The 18,469-nt window shown below is 41.3% G+C and carries 9 protein-coding genes; all 9 read left to right on the top strand.

Annotated features, from left to right (window positions below; genetic code table 11):
* Window positions 1-429 precede the first annotated feature (429 nt).
* The 9 genes from GBI16_RS00780 to GBI16_RS00740 all read left to right on the top strand — a co-directional run bounded on the left by GBI16_RS00780 (window position 430) and on the right by GBI16_RS00740 (window position 18,420).
* Window positions 430-1,788: an MFS transporter gene (locus tag GBI16_RS00780; protein WP_086210382.1), complete on the top strand. Its 1,359-nt coding sequence runs from the start codon at window positions 430-432 to the stop codon at window positions 1,786-1,788.
* Window positions 1,789-1,922: 134 nt separating this feature from the next.
* Entirely contained in the window at window positions 1,923-2,486 is a 564-nt protein-coding gene (locus GBI16_RS00775) for a DUF4256 domain-containing protein (RefSeq protein WP_086210381.1), read from the top strand.
* 972 nt (window positions 2,487-3,458) lie between these two features.
* Window positions 3,459-4,937, top strand: coding sequence for a sodium-dependent transporter (locus GBI16_RS00770; protein ID WP_086210380.1), 1,479 nt, complete (start codon window positions 3,459-3,461; stop codon window positions 4,935-4,937).
* Window positions 4,938-4,947: 10 nt separating this feature from the next.
* Complete coding sequence (locus GBI16_RS00765) at window positions 4,948-5,091, top strand: methionine/alanine import family NSS transporter small subunit (RefSeq protein ID WP_086210379.1); 144 nt, start codon at window positions 4,948-4,950, stop codon at window positions 5,089-5,091.
* Between the two features lie 471 nt (window positions 5,092-5,562).
* On the top strand, window positions 5,563-8,082 hold the full coding sequence (locus GBI16_RS00760) for an isopeptide-forming domain-containing fimbrial protein (RefSeq protein WP_228267788.1): 2,520 nt from the start codon (window positions 5,563-5,565) through the stop codon (window positions 8,080-8,082).
* A 15-nt stretch (window positions 8,083-8,097) separates the two neighbouring features.
* Window positions 8,098-10,755 carry a DUF11 domain-containing protein gene (locus tag GBI16_RS00755; protein WP_151706324.1) on the top strand — a complete coding sequence of 886 codons (2,658 nt, stop codon included), beginning with the start codon at window positions 8,098-8,100 and terminating at the stop codon, window positions 10,753-10,755.
* Window positions 10,742-14,647 (top strand): DUF11 domain-containing protein, encoded by a 3,906-nt coding sequence (locus GBI16_RS00750; protein ID WP_151706323.1) that lies wholly within the window; start codon window positions 10,742-10,744, stop codon window positions 14,645-14,647. Before GBI16_RS00755 ends, GBI16_RS00750 begins: the two co-directional genes overlap by 14 nt.
* Before the next feature lie 505 nt (window positions 14,648-15,152).
* The gene (locus GBI16_RS00745) at window positions 15,153-15,647 is read left to right on the top strand and encodes a hypothetical protein (protein ID WP_086210375.1); all 495 of its coding nucleotides are present in this window, start codon (window positions 15,153-15,155) and stop codon (window positions 15,645-15,647) included.
* A gap of 46 nt (window positions 15,648-15,693) precedes the next feature.
* On the top strand, window positions 15,694-18,420 hold the full coding sequence (locus GBI16_RS00740; RefSeq protein ID WP_151706322.1) for a DUF11 domain-containing protein: 2,727 nt from the start codon (window positions 15,694-15,696) through the stop codon (window positions 18,418-18,420).
* Window positions 18,421-18,469: the final 49 nt, after the last annotated feature.

The raw sequence follows: 18,469 nt of genomic DNA, 5'->3' as shown, positions 1-18,469 counted from the left end.
TCCCTTCCCGAACTCAGAAGTGAAACCTCTTAGCGCTGATGGTAGTGTGGCGTTTGCCATGTGAGAGTAAGTCATCGCCAGCTCATTATTCAAAAGCCCCCTAACGATTAAGTTAGGGGGCTTTTTTTATTATGCGGTTAGCGAAATATAGAGGAAAGAAGAGAATGAGAGCGGAGAATATGCGCTAAATTATACAAAAATACATTTATATAAATTAAAATTATGTGAAATATCTACCATTTATCAAAGAATTTGAAAAAGTGCAAATCGTTTTACCGCATTTTTATACAACTTTAGTCTAGTTTTTCCAAAAAGTGCAGTTTTGATTGCTTTATTTATAGACAAAAAATGAATAATGATTCATTTTATATAAAAGTGAACAATGATTCACTTTTTATAATAAAGCTCACAATTGGAGGTGAGGAAAAAATGACAGCGACAACAATGAATGTAAATGCTGTAATCGATCAGGCGAAGTTTAAACCCTTTCATCTAACGGTTGTTTTATGGTGTTTATTTGTCGTCTTATTTGACGGTTATGATTTAGCCATTAATGGCGTTGCTTTACCGCTCTTAATGAAAGAGTGGGGAATGACGGCAGTACAGGCTGGTATGCTGGCCAGTACTGCTTTAGCAGGTATGATGTTTGGCGCAATGCTATTTGGGATGTTGGCGGATAAAATTGGCCGAAAAAAAGTTATTATTATCTGTGTCACCTTGTTTAGCGGTTTCACGTTTGCAGGTGGTTTTGCATCAACACCTACTGAGTTTGGTATTTTACGTTTTATTGCTGGTCTTGGGATTGGCGGGGTTTTACCTAATTTGGTTGCGCTGACTTCGGAATATGCTCCACAAAAATTTCGCAGCACTTTGGTGACAGCCATGTTTAGTGGTTATGCCATGGGTGGCATTATGGCGGCATTGTTAGGTGCAGCATTCACCCCGACGTTTGGCTGGAAAATTATGTTCTTCATTGCAGGTATTCCATTACTTTTTATCCCAATTTTATGGAAATTCTTACCTGAATCAGTCACTTTTTTGGTGAAAGCTCAACAAACTGAAAAAGCACGTAATATTATTCAACGTTTGGTTCCTGACGAGACGGTGTCGCCAAATACTGTTTTAATCTTGAATGAAGCAAAAGTGCCAGATGCGTCTGTCGCTGCCTTGTTTAAGAATGGCCGTGCTAGAGGCACTATCTTATTTTGGTGCTGCTTTTTCATGTGCTTATTGATGGTGTATGCCTTAGGCAGTTGGTTACCAAAACTAATGATGGCTGCGGGTTATTCGATGGGGAGTAGTTTGATGTTTTTACTTTCTTTGAATATTGGTGCGGTGATTGGAACAGCAGGAGGGGGTATTCTTGCAGACCGTTTCCACTTGAAACCTGTCATTATCAGTATGTTGATTGTTGGCGCAGTCGCGCTTGTTGGTTTAGGTTTTAATTCACCCCAGCCTGTGATTTATCTATTGGTTGCTCTTGCAGGAGCTGCGTCGATAGGCTGTAGTATTTTATTATACAGTTATGTAGCGCAGTATTATCCGCTGGCTGTTCGTTCAACAGGTTTAGGTTGGGCATCTGGCATTGGGCGTGTTGGTGCGATTGTCGGACCAATTGTCATTGGGGTGCTGCTGGGAATGGAGCTACCGCATAAAATGAACTTTATTGCAGTTGCTATTCCAGCAATTATTGCTGCAATTGCCGTCTCTTTCATTCGTCTGAATAACGCTGAAGAAACTGTAACGTCTCAAGTGAAAGTTTCAAGCTCAGTCAAGGCACCGTCTTGATGATATGAATGAAATAAAAGGCTCTCAAACAGAGGGCCTTTTATTTTTGAACAACAACGTAATGCGAGTGATGTGCTCAATTTGCATGGCCAATGTTATGCTCATAGATGCTTAAAATAAGCAGGATAAGAAGAATGACTAAAGTGCATCAGCAACTCGACCCTCAACAAGCCAATAATCTATTCAAAATTTTGAAACAACGCTTTCAGACACATATGGAACGTCATGAGCATATCCGCTGGGCAGATATCCATGAACAACTTTTAGGGCAGCCAGATAAGTTATGGTCATTACATCACATGGAGCTTAGTGGTGGTGAGCCAGATGTGGCTGTATTGCCGAATACTCAAGCATTGTATTTCTTTGACTGTGCACTTGAATCGCCAAAAGGGCGGCGGAGTATGTGCTATGACCAGGAGGCTTTACTCACGCGTAAAGATCATCCTCCTGAAAATACGGTGATGGATTGGGTTAAAGAACATGCTGTGATGCTTATGACTGAATCTCAGTATTATGCTTTACAGCAATTGTTCAGTTTTGATTTGAAAACATCCAGTTGGGTCGAAACACCAAATGAACTACGCCAACAGGGTGGAGCGATTTTCTGTGATCGACGTTATGGGCGGACATTTAGCTATCACAATGGTGCTGCCTCATACTATGCAAGCCGAGGCTTTCGAACCTATATTAAACTTTAATATATATAGGTAAATAAAAAGAAACCCCGACATCCTGTCGAGGTTTCTTTGTATTTCAGTGCTTAGATACAACTCCTGTCATATCTCACATCCTGATGCTCAAACTGATTATTGTTGTTTTTCGTTTGGGAAACGTCCTGTCTCCTGATGTTTTAAATATACGTGATGAGCGATGTGTGTCATAGCGGGTTTAACGACGATGCATGTAAGCCTAAACTGACAAAAATGATTTTTTCATAAAATAGGAATATTCTTCATGTAAATAAATAGGCTTTTGGAGCGATTTAACTTGGGATCATAGAAGATCTACTGATGTTGGAGAGCTTCTATTTTAAGCAATTTTAATTTTATTCAGAATGAAATGGACTGCTCAATATCTGTTCGATACTAAAGAAATGAGGATATGGATAATGTAGGTGAGATAAGGGGAGGACAATGGTTTATAGTTTTAACACATAGGTCACATGATCATGGGTTTATCTTCTTCTCTGATAATATTTGAATAAAAACGTGAAAAATATATTTTTCAAATATGGCGTAATAGAGATAATTAGAATATATGAGATGTGCTCATTGCTACTTTGGCTTTTGTGATTCCTCTAAATAGTTTAGCTAATAAATAATGGAAACAAATCATTCTAAAAAGTTTGTTAATTCATAACCAAAACAGTACAATAAATAAGCTGATAAATTGAACGGTTGAATCAGTACATATTATAAAAATGGAATATTTGAAGCAGAAATTACAGAATATTTTTATAAAAGTGAGTATTGTTGAACCATATAAAAGGGAAGTTTAATCGACACACTTTAACCAAGGTCTTGTGAAAACTTCTCTGTTTGTCATTTAGAACCGGGTACCCAAAAGGTCGAAGCTAAATCAAACACTCAAGATTAATATTGTATGGCACTTTTTACTTGCGAGATAAGCAAATAAAAAGCAGTTAAAAAGTGTCTAGGTTTAGGTGTTTTATGTCAGGAACTCGTGAAAACTGGACATCACGATCTGGTTTTATTATTGCAGCTGTAGGTTCGGCTGTAGGCTTAGGTAATATTTGGCGTTTCCCTTATGTTGCTTATGAAAATGGCGGTGGTGCCTTTCTTATCCCCTATTTATTGGCGTTGATTACGGCAGGTTTACCCCTGTTATTTTTAGACTATGCAACAGGGCATCGCAGTACAGGTTCTCCGCCTAAAGCCTATCGGGCTTTGTTTAAAGGCGGTGAAACATTAGGTTGGTGGCAAGTCTGTGTGTGTATCATCATTGGTTTGTACTATGCCAGCGTACTGACGTGGGCGGGAAGCTATGTTTACTTCTCGATTGGTCAGGCTTGGGGCAGCGACCCTGAAAGTTTCTTCTTTAATACCTACTTACAAACGTCGAAAGCAACGGGTTTCGATTTACAGTTTGTGAGTCATTTATTTTGGCCAATCGTGGGAATTTGGGCACTGACCTTAATTATTTTGTTTGGTGGGGTGAAAAAAGGTGTGGAATTATCGAATAAGATTTTCATGCCTCTGTTATTTGTTTTATTTACCATTTTAGTGGTGCAATCGCTTCGTTTACCAGGTGCAGCAGAAGGCTTAAATGCATTCTTTACACCGAACTGGTCGGCGATGATGGACTATAAAGTGTGGTTGGCGGCTTATGGTCATACTTTCTTCTCGCTTTCCGTTGGCTTCGGGATCATGGTGACATATTCCTCTTACTTAAAGCCGAAAACTAACTTAACGGGTTCGGGTCTGATCGTTGGTTTTGCCAATGCTTCAACTGAAATCTTGGCGGGTATTGGTATTTTTGCAGCATTGGGCTTTATGGCACATGCGGCGGGTAAAGAAGTACAAGATGTCGTCAGTGGTGGTATTGGTCTGGCATTTATTGCGTTTCCAAAAATCATTTCAAGCTTGGGTGCAGGTGCTGATTTATTCGGTCTGTTGTTCTTCTCGTCATTGTTTGTCGCAGGTATTTCTTCCATGGTGAGTATCTTGGAAGTACCAATTGCTGCGATGCAGGACAAGCTAAAATGGAGCCGTAAAAAAGCAGTGACCATTATTGGTGGTGGTAGTGCACTGGTATCGGTGATCTTATTCTCAAGTGTGAATGCGATTAAATTGGTAGATATCGTGGATCACTTTATCAATAATATTGGGATTATCGGTGGTGCATTGTTGTCGATTATCAGTGTGGCTTGGTTTAAGCGCTCTGCTTTACGTGAGCTTCGTGATCACGTAAACCGTATTTCGACCATTCAATTGGGTAAAGGCTGGGATTTCACTTTAACAGTTATTACTTCGCTGATCTTATTAATCACGTTGAGCATGACTGTATTTAACTTGGTGAAAAATGGTTACGATACTTATAGCATGAGTCTACAAGGCGTCTTTGGGTGGGGCAGTGTGATTTTCTGTGCTGTCGTTGCAGTCATACTCAGTAAAATGAAAGATCGCTAGGAGAGCATATATGAATACTTCAGCAATCGTGATGATGATTATTTCAATGGTATTTTTATGGGGTGGACTGATTTTGTCTATTCTACATTTAATGAAAAATCCAGAAGAGCTCGATGATGTTCTTGAAGATGTCAAGGATCAACATACGTTGTAAGCTTATTCGCTAGAAGGCTTAGTTTTGAATTAGATTGAGTCTTGTTCCACATCAACGCCCAATGAATTTCATTGGGCGTTGTTTTTTGCGCAAAGAGGATAGGGTAGCCATCAGGGTTTGCTTTTATGTGCCTTCTGCTTTGGAGGTTGTAAGCGGCTGAAGGGGGGATGTTGAGTTGGATATATCGGTCATTTATATCTGTAGTTCGACCAGCTTTGAATGATGGATAAATTACGAAATGGCGCTGTACAAAATTTATCTCATAAATGTGTAAACACAATAACAACTATGATACAAAATAGTATAGAATTGTGACATAGTTTGTACTTTTGCTGGCTAATTCATATGAAAATTAACAAAAAGAAATTTTCTGCTCTGACGTTTATATTTTTTTTTTCATTAGAAGCACACGCATTTCCGCAGCCTGGAAGCTATATTTCTAACGTTGCGTCTGGGGACTATACTGATGAGATGGGGAATGTCTTATTGGTTAATTCCAATCCTGTGGCATTGGAAGTGCAAAAAACCTATGCACTAACTTTAGTACAAAATCAAAACCAATATGGTGTGATTGGTGGCGTGGTAAACCTTCCACATGTGTTAACCAATACGGGTAACACGACTGATCAATATTCACTTAGCTTGGTGCAAAGTAATAGCGATAATTTTGATTTAAGTAATGTTAAGGTCTATGCAGACCGCGATCAAAATGGTTTACCAGACAATACCGAAGACTTATTGACAGGTTCAATTGAGCTAAATGCGGGTCAATCTTTAGCTATCGTGATAGTGGGCAGTATTCCGACCAGTGTGTCGTTTAATCAGCTTAGTAGTTTAGATCTTAAAGCGGTGAGCCAGCAAAATACGACGCTTTCTGCACAAGTCACAGATACGATTCGCGTAGTCGATGATGCTGTGATTTCACTGATGAAGGCCCAGAGTGCAAGCGAAGGAAATATAGGGGATCAGATTACCTATACCTTGACCTATCGAAATACAGGGACAGCAACACGTCGTGTGGTATTACAAGATGTATTGGATGATTCTTTAGAGTATGTCGCAGGCTCAGCAATCTGGAACCAAAATACCACGGCATTAACCGATGCTAATGATACAGAAGCATCGGCCAATACAGGGATTGCTTATCAGCTCAAAGCGGATGGAAAGAGTCTCGAAGCGAATATTGCAGCGGTTGCACCACTCACATCAGGCACACTCAGTTTTAAAGCCAAAGTCAAACAAGGTGCTGCCAATAAAATTCCAAACACAGCAGGTTTTGTGCAATATGACACGGATAACACCACTGTAAAACTAAGCAGTTTTTCCAATACCGTGATTTATAACTTGGCGGCTGTCTATGGTGTGGTTTTAAATAATAAATCCAGTTCAGCAACGAACTTAGGCAACCCGAATAGCAGTCCAGATAACTTGGTGATCCAAGCCAGTTTAAAACCCGGCCAAGAAGTTTTCTTTAACAACTATGTTTGGAACGTTGGTAATACGACAGATACTTATAATTTAAGCTATAGCTCAAGTAATTTGCCTAGCTGTGCCAAAGTTAATTTTTACACACAGGATGGAAAAACCTTACTCACAGATACCAATGGCGACGGTAAAGTGGATACGGGTTCAATTTCCAATGCAGCAGTGAAACAAATTCAGCTTGGGGTGTCTGCTTCTACGGGGTGTACCAGCAGTGTCAGTGATATCAATATTGATGTGGTTGCGACATCCATTGCTTCGAGCTCCGCCTCTGACCCAATTCGAAACCAAATTACAAGCTTAACAGCAGCATCCAGCAGTAGTGACTTATACAACGCCGATCAGTCGGGATTAGGTGTGGGTGTCGTGGATAGTGCAGGCCAACCTTTGCGGACAGTTAAAGTGGTTTCCGGGAAAGCCGTTTTTCCTTTGGTGGCAAAGAATAATTCAACTCAAGCCAATAACTATAATGTGTATGCTTCATTTAGCGTGATTGATGTAGCCAATATCATGCCGACCAGCAAAACGGGTTTTAGCGTCAAATTTTATGAGGGGGATGCCAGCTGTCAAACGGTGGGTAAGCAGATTACCAATACAGGTACTTTAGCTGCGGGTGCGAGCAAGAGCTATTGTGCGGTGGTTGATGTTGATGCAAGCCAACAGAATTTTACAGCACCAATTTGGTTTGCGATTCAATCGCCTGTCAATCAACAAGCGGACTCCATTAAGAACCAAATTGAAAGTAATGTGGCACGCGTACTCACGTTAACCAATGATCAGCAAGGTCAGGTAAGTGTGGGCGGCACAATTGTCTATGCGCATACTTTAAAGAATTTGGGCAATATGGCAGAAGGTGCAAATGCAGGTTCTCAAGTGAATTTGAAAGTGGTTCCACTGAAAAATGATGGCTTTGTTTATACCCTTTATTATGATTCGAATAAAAATGGTCAAATTGATAGTGCAGACCAAATTATAAGCGCAACAACCAGTTTAAATCAGCTTTTGGGTAGTACGGGTTTAGTGGTTCAGGCTGATATTCAGTTATTACTCAAAGTTCAAGCAGCGCCTTCTGCAACTGAAGGGGTCGTGAGTCAGGCTGATATTTTAGTCGAGATTTCTGACTTTAATGGCATTCATTTAGAGAACTTAAAAAATACTGACGTAACCACGGTTGCAACAGGGCATCTGCAACTACTGAAAACACAAGCTGTGAATAGTAGCTGTACAACCAGTAATTTAGCATCTTTGAGTTATTCCACTCAGTTGGTTTCGGTTAAGCCGAACCAGTGTGTAGTGTATAAGCTAACGCTGAAAAATGATGGTAGTTCCGTGGTGAAAAATGTGCAATTTAATGATGTTGTCCCAGCCTATACCAGCCTAGTAGGCACGCCAGTCATTGTTCCGACTGGAACAAATTTATCTTCAGGTGACAAAGTTTCCGCTTTGGTAAGTAGTTTAGATCCAAATCAAGAAGCCAATTTCTACTTTGTTATTCGTGTTAACCCTTAAGCGTAGGTTCGGAAAATGTTTGCAGAAAAGAAAATGATTCGAAATTTGCGTATGGCGATGTTGGGCTTATTGGGGGCAACTGCGTCGACGTGGGTTTTAGCTGATGCTTTGGTCATCAGTAACATGGCGGTGGGTGAATACAAAGAAGAAGGCTCTACCGTAGTTCAAGTGGCACGTTCCAACTTGGTTCAAACCACGGTGATTCCAGTTTATAACCTCAGTTTAAAGGATAACCGCACGGAATATGTACGTCCGGGTCAGGCGGTTTATTATCACCATATTTTAACCAATACAGGCAATGAACGCGATCTTTATAATTTATTGGGAAGTCAAGTTACAGGTGGCAGTTTTACCCATAACAATATTGAAATTTATTTGGATGCAGATCGCAATGGTGTCCCAGATAATACGACACCAATTACCCAATATAGCTTAAATGCTGGGGAAGCGGTTGCCCTGATTATTAAAGCAATCATCCCTTCAACAGCAGCTGTAAATAGCACCAGTCAGATTCAACTCGTAGCGACGTCTACACAACAGCCGAGCCTGAGTCAAAATAATATTGATACATCTCGTATCACCGATCAGGCGGTTTTAAGCTTAACCAAGAGTTTTGATAAAACAAGCGTCGTAAATGGTGATATTGCAACGGTTCGTTTAACCTATTTTAATAACGGCAATAACAGTGGTGTAGTCAATATCAGCGACCTGTTGGATACGACGCAATTGACCTATGTCACGGGTAATGAAAACTGGAATGGACAAGCACTGAATTCTGCGACAGGGACAAATGATCCGACAGGCATCAATTATTATCTTGATACGGATGGTAAAACGATTCGCGCACAGATCACCAATGTACCTGCCAATGCGCAAGGTTATATTGAGTTCCGTGTTCGCGTGGCGCGTACAGCGCCGGGTGAAATTCCAAACTTGGCCAATATGGACTATGACCATGACGGTCTTTCCACAACAGTAAATTTAAGCACACAGTCGAACACCGCCGTATTAACCATTAAGCCTACTTATGGGGTGGTGATCAATGCTGATGCAAATAGTGTTAGTGGCGCAGATACACTAACTAAATCAGCGGTGAGTAGTGGTGGAACTGTTGTCTTTGAAAACTATGTCTGGAATACAGGAACGGTGGCTGATCGGTTTAATTTAAGTTTTAACAGCCATAATTTACCCGCAGGCAGTGTGTTGGAACTCTATCGTGCAGATGGTGTTACGCCACTATTTGATAGTAACAATGACGGCATTGTTGATACGGGGTCACTCGATGCGGGCGCGAAGCTTCCGATTATTGTAAAACTTACATTCCCCGCGGATTTTGTGGATACAGCCAACACGACCTATAGCATTGTACCTAAAGCACAATCAATTGCGGACAGTAGTAAAACAGATACAGTACAAGATCAGACATCGTTGATTCAAAGTACAGCCTCTCGTCTGGTGGACTTGATGAATAGTCCAGAAGCCAGCGCAAATGGTACAGGAAATGGCAATGTGTCGAATGGAGGTTCGCCGTGGAAAACCTTAGCTGCAGTGAACAATCAAACGGTGGTGTTTCCACTCACGGTACGCCATACAGGTCAAGCGACCACATATAACTTTAGCGCTGATGCAGACAATAATTTTGCAACTGTGGCACTGCCAAGCGATGTCAGCTCGGTACGCTATTTTGCTACATCGACTACAGACTGTTCGGTACTTGGGGCAGAAATTGCTTCAACGCGTTTGCTCAACAACGGCGAGTCACAGTTGTATTGTGCCGTGGTTGAAATTCGGGCAGATGCCAAAACGACAACACAACCGATTCCAATTTATTTTAAAGTGGCTTCTTCTAGTTTGCCGACCTCAGCGCCAAGTAATGGTTATGACGTGATTCAAAACGCCATTACGATTAACTCAAATGCGAGTCAAGGGGGTGTGAGTTTAGAACCTGATTTGCGAGGGCAAATTGCACCGGGGGGCAGTATTGTTTATACCCACACTTTAAAACCGTGGGGAACGTCTGTGCTATCTACAACAGATACTTTAAGCATATTGAATGATCGAACTGGTTTTACAACAACACTTTATTATGATGCCAATAATGATGGGCAGTTAGACGCGTCTGACCCGATTATTCAAAACTTATCTATTGTGAATGCTTCTATTCTTAGCAGCAAAGCACAGATTCGTATTTTTAATAAAGTTGAGAATACCGCATATAACACGGTCGGAGTGGTAAATACCTCTGTGATTAGCCTAAAAAATAGTGCAGGTACGTTATTAGACACAGCAACAGATATTACCACCATCACCAGTGCGCCTGTGCGTCTAACTAAATTACAAGCCAAGGATAATAATTGTGATGGTGTAGCGGATACGGCGTATACCTCAAATGTGTTACCGATCACGCGTAATTCAGATGGTTCTGGGCAATGTGTTTTGTACCAATTGACAGTGAAAAACTTGGGGGCTTCGGCCATTGGGCGATTTAATTTTTATGACTATACGCCTGAAGCGATGGTGATGAGTAAAGCACCAACTTGTACAAGTTGTGAGTCTGGTTCGCTCAGCGCGCCTACACTTGGACAGTCGGGTGCAATTAAGGGTTCAGTTGCGGCAATAAAAAGCAATGAAAGTCATAGCTTAGAGTTTGGGGTGAAATATGTGGGGAATTAATAAACAAGCAAGGAATTGCAGTGCTACGCATTCACAGATGCTCAAACTCATGCACACACTTCGTACTTTGTCATTATTCATTACGAGTTTACTTTTTGTCACGCTTGTAAATGCTGCAACGCCTACACTTGAGATTATGTCGAATTCCTATACAGGAACACCTTATGTGGGAGGGACGGTATCAGCACAAAGAAATACCTATGTATTTAATGCAAATAACCCGAATGATAATACTGGTTCCTTAAATTATTTTCCAAAAATCAATGTTGATTACACATTAACAAATCAACTCTACGATTCAAATAATGCGCCAGCTTTGGTGTTTGGTGCAGATTCTACAGCGAGTAGTTCTGCATTAGCTGTATATACTCGATTGGCTGATCAAGGTAGTCCTCTTAGTTCTCATTTTTCGTCTACTCGGACTTTACCCAACCAAGGGATTGATATTAATTCAAACTACGGTTTACGTATGACTGTGGATACCAGTCGATTTGTTGGCAGTGCAGCAAACACTTCAACAGTAAACAATGGGTTGGGCTATCAAGCTGGGGAGGTGACTTTAACTTGGGATAGACCTGTTAGAAATCCAATCATTAATATCTCTGGATTGGGGGGGGTGAGAACGACTACAAGTAATGGTCAGGTTGTTGATCGTTTTGGTATTTCTGCACAGTTTAAATTAACAACAACTGCGAATGTCAGTGATGTATATGCTTTATCGGGCATCAACTTTTCTGTGACTAATAATGGTGAGATTCGTAATACCTCTACATCACTTGGCCCAACGGCTAGTGATGGTGGGGCATCTGGAAGTATTCAGGTTTTAACTTCTGCTCCGATTACAGTTTTGAAATTTAATGTCTATGTACGTACGGACAAAACATCTGGAAACATTACGAAGGGATCAAATGATAGTACCTTACGTGATGCTTTTGTGTTTAGCAGTTCTAGTGTTGACTCGATGGTTGGGGATTTAGTTGTTTCTAAAACCAATGGTAAAACTCAAGTCTATTCAGGTGACTCAACGATCTATACCGTTCGTGTGACCAACACTGGGCCTGATACGTATACAGGAACCTTGCTGAAAGATGTAGTCGGGACAGGCTTAACCGCCACAGCTGTGGCCTGTAGTAGTACAGCTGCCAATAATAAATGTACCACTGCCCCAGCTCTCAGTGGTTTGGGCTCGATTGATACTGGAGCTTTAGCTGCTGGTGAATTCTATGAAATTTTAGTTACTGCACGTGTGGATGCGGCCGCAGGCAGTACAGTTACTAATACAGCGACAGTTGAACTGCCAACACTTGGTTCATCCACTGGTGTTAGTTGTACGACCTTAAATGCAAGCGGTATTACCCGTTCATTTAACTCCACCACAGGTGCATGTACAACAGCAGACCAAGATACCGTCCTTGCCTCTGCCGACCTAGAAGTTTCAAAAACATCAGACAAGACCACTTACAATACGGGCGATGTTGTTAAATATACGATTAAAGCTTGGAATAATGGTGCATTGGCAGTTACCGATGCGATATTAACAGATACTGTTCCTGCAAATATTGCGGGTTTAAGTTGGACATGTACCAAGTATGGCACGGCTGTTTGCCCAACAACTGCAAATATGGTCACTTCAGAAAGTAGCAATAGTTTAACTGCGAATGGGTTGAACCTGCCTGCAAATGGGAAAGATGTCAATTATTTAGAGTTCACCATAACAGGGTTGGCTTATAAAGTTGGGGCTGTAGCCAATACGGCATCTATTTCAACCACTGTTTTTGACCGAAACTCTGCTAACAACAGTGCAACTGCGAACATGACCATTACGCAGAATACGCCCATTACAACTGGAAACTCGCAAAATCAGTGTCTATCTAGTCAGGCTGTCAATCTTGTCTCGAATACCGCATTTACCAGCTACGATGCTGATAACACGTTGACCGCTAAGAGTTATGATCTGAAAACGGCGGGGACTAATCCAAGCATACTTCCCAATACGGTGATGTATGGCACAGGAGCAAATGGTGCTTTACAAGTAAAAGGTCGACTCAGTTGGTCTTATGGTAGCCCGCGTAGTAATACGACAGGTGTAACTATGCGAGTGCTGGTTGATGGCGTTATTTATGCAGTGTTGGTTACACCCGGTAAAAGTTCAAACACTACGGCAACTTTTAATGCCTTAAATGGAGCACAAGTTGCACAAGCAGAATATGCTTTGACGTCTTACCAAACCGATCCTGGATCAATTAATTTTACCATTACATTGCCAACGACAGTGACAAGTGTAAAAGTCGTGAGCACAGAGTTTCAGAGCTATGCCAGTTCTGGTGTTGCAGGGGATGATATTGGTATTGGTTTAAATGAAGTCAATGCCTGTTTAAAGCCAACATTTGAGATAAACAAAGTATCTGAAAATGGCACAGATAGCTTCAACTTTGGCTCTTTTACAAATTTGACCAATAGCAATGCTGAAATCATTACCAGTGGTGAGGTGGTGACAACAGTGGTTGGAACGGCACAATCGGTACGCTTAAAGAAAAGTACATCTCCTGTCGAGCAAGGTTCTTTATTGGCTTATGCGACACCAAATACCGCAATTAGTTTTGCTGAATCTGCCTCAACGCTATATTCGCTCAAGACGGTAGAGTGTACGGATACGAATACAGCTGTTTCGGGCAATAGTACAGGTAATTTGGGTAGTTTAAGTGGGTTGACTCAAACGATTCCAGCAGCGAATGTGAAATTTGCGTCCAAGTTTGTTTGTCGTGTGACCAACAGCAAAAATGCTGGCTATGTATTCTCTGGACGAGTGTTTAATGACAATAGCGGAACGACCTCAGATACATCTAAGGCTTATAACGCTGTTGTAGATACAGGTGAAGTGGGCATAGCGGGTAGTGTGGTTGAGTTGCAAGACTGCAGTACCAAAACGGTTCTAGCCTCGACTACAACGAATGCAAATGGCGATTTTAAAATCCAAACATTACAAGATGTCTTTTCTGGAGGTAGTAATGTTTGTCTTGTACAACGTAATGTGACAGGTTTTGACTCGGTAAGTTCTGCAAAAGCAAGCACGGTCACAGCGACCGCTGATAGCAGCAATGATCAGTTCACTATTCCTAAAGCGAATAATGTCACCAGTTATGACGGCTTCTTATTTGGGGATGCCGAGTTGCAGTTAGTTCTCACCCAAAATGGACAAAAAACCATTGTGGCGGGAGATGTTGTGGATTATCCACACGAGTTAACTGCTAAGAGTGTGATGAATGTTCAAACGCTAACGGAAACTAAAGAACAACAGCCCGCTAATAATCAGCCTTGGCAGAGTTTGGTTTATGTGGATAGCAACTGTAATGGGCAGTTAGATCAAGGCGAGAGTTTGCTTGCGAGCCGAACGATGAAAGCCAATGAAAAAGTCTGTTTGATTCAGCGTGTGATTTCTCCGACAACAGCTCAAGGAGGAGATCGTTTCATTGCTAGCTTTAAAGTGAACGCAAAAGCCTCTTATACTGCAGCAACGCTGAAGGAAACGAATAGTGTTAATGATATTACGACGATTGGAACGGCTGGCTTAAACATCAGTAAACTGGTTCGTAAAACGACAGCATGCCCAGCACCGAGTAATGAGACAACGCCATTTACAGTATCGAACCAAGCAGCAAAGGGGGATTATTTAGAATACCAAATCACCTATACCAATAATTCAAATAAAAATTTAGTTGATATTGTTTTAAAGGATAGTGTTCCAATTGGTACGGTCTATGGAACGATGTCTTGTACGGCATCTGGGTGTCAAACTCAGGAAAGTTCAGGGCAGTTAAAATGGACGATTCCAGGTGTGTTAGCACCGAAGCAAAAAGGACAAGTTGGTTTCTGTGTCAGGATTCCAAATTAGTTCATCTGAGCAGTGAAAAGCCCCTTTTCTGAGTAAGATAAAGGGGCTTTTTTTTATCCATCCGTCTTGATATTTTTTCAGTGGTATTTATGCGTATTTGTTTGAAAAATATATTAAATGGAAGATTTGATGTGAATGATTTTAAGACAGGTATTGCTCCTATTTTATGCAATAGAGTGGCACATAAAAAGCACAAATTCAGGCTAGAGTTACACATTTTGTATTTTTTTTATATATGTAAGTTTTTGTATCGCACAGCAATGTTGCCTTATGTAAACTCACTAAAAAAATAAATATTAATAAATAACAATAAGATAAATATTATTGTGTGACTGTATGTATCCCTTTGTATTTTATTAAGGAGAACCAGTTAACATTTTTTTTTAATAATGTATGGTTGTTTGTGTGTTTTTTGTTTAATATTGCATTGAGATTTGTTGCATTAATTTAAAAGAAAGTGATTAGTGTCACAAAAAATTCGCATTGGTTTGCAATGGATAAAATCATGTTAAACAAAAATTCTATGCTGAAAAAAATGACAATTGCTCTGATGTTTGTTGGAGTTGCAGCCAATGCGATGGCTGTAGCTGCAGCAACCAATAATGAGCCAGTCTCTATTCAGCTTAAAGCTTTCAAAAAAGTTGTCGATAACAAAGGGAATGCACAGTTTAAAGCTGCAGACTCGATTAAGCCGCAGGATGTCATTGAATATCGTGCGACTTATACCAACAACACCACAGGGAATATCAAAAGCTTAAAAGCAACATTGCCTATCCCTGCGGATACTCAATATTTGGGTTCAAGTTTACCTTCAGGTGCACTAGCAAGCACAGATGGGGTCAACTTTGCCGCAATGCCATTAAAGAAAAAAGTAGACGGCAAATTAGTCAATGTCCCATTGAAAGAATACCGCGCTCTACAGTGGCAAATTGCTGAACTACCTGCAAAGAAAGCCGTAACGGTTAGCGCGCAAGCCAAAGTAAATACTTCAAACGATTAATTTCTAAATTTCACACACATCATTCTGATGGAGTCGGGGGACTTTCATGTCTATGAATTTGAAAACAACAAAGCGAAATAACCTTTATTTGTCTATTGCGACAGTTCTAGGTGGCTTTGCTTTCTTCGCTACAGGTGCCACGCATGCAGCTGCACCTGCTGCGGGAACGAATATTAGTAACATTGCTACGGCATCGTATGTGGATGGCACATCGACTACACGTACAGTGACGTCAAATGAAGTAAAAACGACTGTATTACAAGTGGGTAGCTTCACACTTGAGCAGAACCGTACCGCAACTGCTAACCCGAATGGTGTAGTGACTTTATCGCACGTATTGACCAATACGGGTAACGGAACGGATGAATTCACGCTAAGTTTAGCGAATGTGACAGGGGATAATTTTGACTTCTCGAACATTGCTATTTATTTAGATGCGAATAAGGATGGTGTGCCAGACAATGGTACGAATTTGGCTGGGCAAAAAGTGACTTTAAATGCTGGTGAGTCTGTAGGCTTGGTGGTGGTTGGTACAACAGCCGCAACAGCTACAGCTGGCAATACGGGTCAATTAGAACTGTCTGCAGCAAGCACGTACATTACTGTCGTAGCAGACAAAACCAAAAAGAATACGGACACCGTAACGATTGTTTCAGGTGCGGTCATTCAAGTGACGAAGTCTGCCAATGTAACGGCAGTGGCACGTGGCGATACTGTAACGTATGAATTAACCTATAAAAACACGGGTAATGCAGACGCAACCAATTTAACTATTGAAGACGTTTTACCTACAGGTGTGACTTATGTTGCAGGTTCAGCACGTTGGAGCGGTCAGACTGCGGCATTGACCGATGCGACTGGTGATGAAGCGGCGGCAGCAGCGAAATACGAATTTACGAGCAATAAAGTGCAGTTGGTGCTTGCTTCTGTGGCGCGCAACAGTACGGGCAAATTAACCTTCCAAGTGACGGTAGATAGTACTGCTCCTGCAGGAAAAATTACCAACATTGCGACATTTGATCCAGATGGTCCAGGCACTGAGACTTCTCAACCAACTAACCCGTATGATGTCACTGTACAGTCTACTTATACAGGTACGATCAACGATAACGCGACCGATACTTATTCGGATGCACAAAAAGTATCTGGTAATACCGCTAAAGATGACTTGATCACTACAACAGCAGTACAAGGTTCTCCTGTTTTATTTGGTGCCTCAAGCTCTACAGAAGATATCTGGATTCACAATCTGGGTAACGTATCTGAAACCTATAACATTACAGTTAATAAATCTGCATTACCTGCGGGTTCTATTGTTGAGCTATTAAAATCAGATGGTAATACCCCATTAACTGATACTAATGGTGATGCAAGTGTGGATAGTGGTCCATTGGCATCTGGTGGTCATCTTGAAATCTCTGCACGTATTACTTTGCCAAATGGTTATACAGGCCCGATTACAGCACCTGGTCTAGATACAATCTTAACCATTACACCTGTACATGCCCCTGCATCTTCAGATACGGTGACTTTAAGAATTACCAATATCACAGCGTCAAAAGTCGATTTAAGTAACGGTAAAGGTAATAAAAACTATACTGAAGACGATACAGGCTTAACGGGTGAGGGTGCTTACGTTTCTGGTAATGTTGTAACTACCGTAACAACTAAACCTGGTGTGGCGGCTACGTTCCCTATTGCTGTAACAAATCATGGTTCAACATCAGATAACTATAATTTTGGTACTGAGCAAGCATTGCCATCTGGTTGGACAGTTGAATACTTTGTTGCGGACTCAAGTGGTGTATGTACATCAACTAAAGTAACCAACACAGGCGCAATTCAGCCAAATGCAACGGCTTATTTCTGTGCCAAAGTAACACCTTCAGCGGATGCGACTCCTACTAATAGCCAAGATATCGTCTTTACGATTAACTCTCCTGCGACAGGCTTAACCGACAAGATGAAAGATCACTTGACGGTAGAAGCAGTACGTGGACTGTCGTTCTTGGCCGACCAACAAGGTCAGGTAGCACCAGGTGGTACCATTGTTTATAAACACACTTTAACCAACAACGGTAACGTTGTGGAGGGTGTTTCTGGTGGTAGCACACTTCCGTTTACAGTTACGCATGATCCATCAAATACAGGCTTTGTAACTTCTGTTTATGTTGATAAAAACAATGACGGTATTGCAGATGCGAGTGAGTTGGTTACAGGTGCTGACCTTAATGCATGGTTAACGGCAACCAACGGTACAGATGGTCTTTCTCCAAAAGAAAGTATCAACATCTTGGTCAAAGTTGAAGCGCCAAGTAATGCAACAGCAGGTCAGGCCGACTTGTCGATCATTACGGTAACGCCGACAGGTGATCTCAATGGTACGGTAGCTCCAACAGCAGTTACTGTAACAGACAAGACCACAGTCAACATTGGTCAGGTACGTTTGGAAAAACTACAAGCACTTGATGCTGCTTGTGATGGTACGCCAGATGGTAGCTTTGGTACTTCGACTCTTCAGGCAAAACCAGGTGCTTGTATCATTTACCAAATTAAAGCGGTGAACGACGGTAACCAAGCAGTAACTGATGTTGAAATTACCGATGCAGTGCCAAGTTACACCACTTTGGGCTCAACGCCAGTTGCGGCTTTAGAACCTGTGTCAAAAGGGACAGTGACGAATACTACAAATAATTTGAAGTCTTCGAAATTTGCCTTGGCACCTTCTGAAACCGTGACGATGAAGTTCAGCGTCAAGGTCGATGGACAATAATTAAGCCATAACATTAATAACAACTTTTGTGGATAGGCATTTTTTCGTG

This window comes from Acinetobacter sp. TUM15064 (genome assembly GCF_008980265.1).
Taxonomy (GTDB): domain Bacteria; phylum Pseudomonadota; class Gammaproteobacteria; order Pseudomonadales; family Moraxellaceae; genus Acinetobacter.
The sequence above is the reverse complement of the archived record's forward strand: the minus strand, read 5'-3'. Positions and strand labels throughout refer to the sequence as shown.

Coding starts and splice junctions, on each gene's coding strand:
- GBI16_RS00750 (WP_151706323.1), top strand. CDS start 10,742: ATGTGGGGAATTAATAAACAAGCAAGGAATTGCAGTGCTACGCATTCA.
- GBI16_RS00770 (WP_086210380.1), top strand. CDS start 3,459: ATGTCAGGAACTCGTGAAAACTGGACATCACGATCTGGTTTTATTATT.
- GBI16_RS00765 (WP_086210379.1), top strand. CDS start 4,948: ATGAATACTTCAGCAATCGTGATGATGATTATTTCAATGGTATTTTTA.
- GBI16_RS00780 (WP_086210382.1), top strand. CDS start 430: ATGACAGCGACAACAATGAATGTAAATGCTGTAATCGATCAGGCGAAG.
- GBI16_RS00775 (WP_086210381.1), top strand. CDS start 1,923: ATGACTAAAGTGCATCAGCAACTCGACCCTCAACAAGCCAATAATCTA.
- GBI16_RS00755 (WP_151706324.1), top strand. CDS start 8,098: ATGTTTGCAGAAAAGAAAATGATTCGAAATTTGCGTATGGCGATGTTG.
- GBI16_RS00760 (WP_228267788.1), top strand. CDS start 5,563: ATGGGGAATGTCTTATTGGTTAATTCCAATCCTGTGGCATTGGAAGTG.
- GBI16_RS00740 (WP_151706322.1), top strand. CDS start 15,694: ATGTCTATGAATTTGAAAACAACAAAGCGAAATAACCTTTATTTGTCT.
- GBI16_RS00745 (WP_086210375.1), top strand. CDS start 15,153: ATGTTAAACAAAAATTCTATGCTGAAAAAAATGACAATTGCTCTGATG.